Here is a 2,460-nt window from a genome sequence, read left to right on the forward strand (position 1 = left end):
CAACTGGCCTGCGCAAACGCTACAAGCAGCGCGAAGTCGTCAAGGACTTCGGGCTGACCCTGGACGCCGGTGAAGTGGTTGGCCTGCTCGGTCCCAACGGTGCCGGCAAGACCACCTGCTTCTACATGATCGTCGGCCTGGTCGGTGCCGATGCCGGCAGCATCGTGCTGGACGGCAAGGACATCACCGGCGATCCGATGTACACCCGCGCCAAGCAGGGCGTGGGCTACCTGCCGCAGGAASCSTCGGTGTTCCGCAAGCTGACCGTGGCCGACAACCTGCGCCTGGTGCTGGAACTGCGCGAGGACCTGGATTCGGCGGGCCGCGAGCGCGAACTGAACAGCCTGCTCGACGAACTGCAGCTTGGGCATGTTTCCGAACAGCTCGGCGCCAGCCTGTCCGGTGGTGAGCGCCGTCGCTGCGAGATCGCCCGTGCACTGGCCGCCAAACCGCGGCTGATCCTGCTCGACGAACCCTTCGCCGGTGTCGACCCGATCTCGGTCGGTGAAATCCAGCGCATCGTCACCCATCTCAAGCAACGCGGCATCGGTGTGCTGATCACCGACCACAACGTGCGCGAGACCTTGGGAATCTGCGACCGCGCGTATATCCTCGCAGAGGGCACCGTACTGGCCCAGGGCTCGCCCGAGGCGATCCTGGACAATGCCGACGTGCGTCGCGTCTACCTTGGGGATTCCTTCAAGCTGTAACCGCGGCCGCCGGGCCCTCTCCCTTCCGTTCGGCACAGGCATGAAGACTCGGCTGCAGACATCGTTGGGACAGCAGCTGGTGCTTACGCCCCAGCTGCAGCAGGCGATCAAGCTGCTGCAGATGTCCACGACCGAGCTGGAGCTGGAAATCGCCCAGGCGGTGGAGAGCAATCCGCTGCTGGACTGGTCGGACAGCAGCGACGAAGGCGCCGGTGTCGACAAGGACGGCAGCAGCGAGGACGCGGGCGGCGACAATGACGCCCCACCCGACAACGCTGAAAGCAGCGGCGACGACTGGGCGCCTGCCGAGCTGGACTGGAGCAGTGGCGGCAGCGGCGGTAGTTTCGATGACGACGACGACAACGGCAGTGCCGCCGAACGCGTTGCCGAAACCGAAACCCTGGCCGACCACCTGCTGTGGCAGCTGCACCTGACCCACCTGTCCAAGCGCGACCGCAGCATCGGCGCCGCGCTGATCGATTCATTGGAAGACGACGGCTATCTGCGCGAGCCGCTCTCGGCCATCGCCGAAGCGCTGTTGCCGGCAATCCACGCCGGTGAAGACGAAATCCTGACCGTGCTGCACCAGATCCAGCGCTTCGACCCCGTAGGCGTGGCCGCACGCAGCCTCGGCGAATGCCTGCAACTGCAGCTGGACGTGCTTCCTGCCGACACCCCGTGCCTGGCCCTGGCCCGGCAGGTTGCTGCCGGCCCACTGGAACAACTGCCGCGCTCGGGCGTGACCGGCCTGGCCCAGCAGTTGAAGCAGCCGCTGGCCGAGGTCGAGACCGCCGTGGCCCTGCTGCGCTCGCTGGACCCGCGCCCCGGCACCCAGATCGCCCCGCTCGCCCAGGACACCTACGTGGTGCCCGACGTCGTCGTATGGCGGCAGAACGGCATCTGGCGCGCCGCGCTGGCCGCCCATGCCGGCCCCAAGCTGGTGATCCACCGCGGTTACGAGCAGATGATCCGCCGCTGCGGTGACGCCGATGCCGGTTATCTGCGCGGCCAACTGCAGGAGGCGCGCTGGCTGCTGAAGGGCCTGCAGGCGCGAGGCGAGACGCTGTTGCGGGTAGTGCGAAGCCTGATCCAGCAGCAGGCCGGCTTCCTTGAATTCGGCGAACAGGCACTGCGCCCGTTGACCCTGCGCGAGATCGCCGGCGAACTGGGCCTGCACGAATCCACCGTATCGCGCGCGATCGCCCGCAAACATGTGCGTACGCCACGCGGCACCCTGCCGCTGCGCGCCTTCTTCGCTTCGGGCATCGACACCGAAGGCGGCGGCGAAGCGTCCAGCACCGCCATCCAGGCCATGATCCGGCGCCTGATCGATGACGAGAACCCACGCAAGCCGCTTTCTGACGCCAAGCTGGCTGACCTGCTCAAATCGTCGGGAATCCCAGTAGCGCGCCGCACCGTGGCGAAGTATCGTGAGGCCATGAACATCTCCGCCTCGCACGAAAGAGTCAGAATCGTTTGACGCGCCGCCGCGCCCGGCGGAGAGGTTCATTGGCACATCCGATCAAAGGAGAAACCCGATGCGCATCGAAACGTTTGGCAAAGATGTCGAAGTCACCCCGGCCCTGCAGTCCTATGTAGAGGAGAAGCTGGCCCGGATCGGCAAACACTTCGACCAGCACTGCGAAGCGCGGGTGACGCTCAAGCTGCAGAAGACTGAACACCACGTCGATGCCAGCCTCAATATTCCGGGTCAGACCCTGCACGCTGAAGCCAATGCGCAGACCATGTA

3 protein-coding genes are annotated in these 2,460 nt (G+C 65.9%); all 3 read left to right on the forward strand.

Translation table 11 applies throughout. The annotated features are described in order from the left end of the window. A partial coding sequence (lptB, locus tag AC1VAN_RS18445; protein WP_480986403.1) for an LPS export ABC transporter ATP-binding protein occupies positions 1-710 on the forward strand: 710 nt, incomplete at its 5' end. A gap of 40 nt (positions 711-750) precedes the next feature. After that, positions 751-2,190 (forward strand): RNA polymerase factor sigma-54, encoded by a 1,440-nt coding sequence (locus tag AC1VAN_RS18450; protein ID WP_442251278.1) that lies wholly within the window; start codon positions 751-753, stop codon positions 2,188-2,190. Between the two features lie 58 nt (positions 2,191-2,248). Further along, on the forward strand, positions 2,249-2,460 hold a 212-nt coding region (gene hpf / locus AC1VAN_RS18455), incomplete at its 3' end, for a ribosome hibernation-promoting factor, HPF/YfiA family (RefSeq protein ID WP_480986404.1).

Source organism: Stenotrophomonas sp. 05L44_2 (assembly GCF_056665995.1).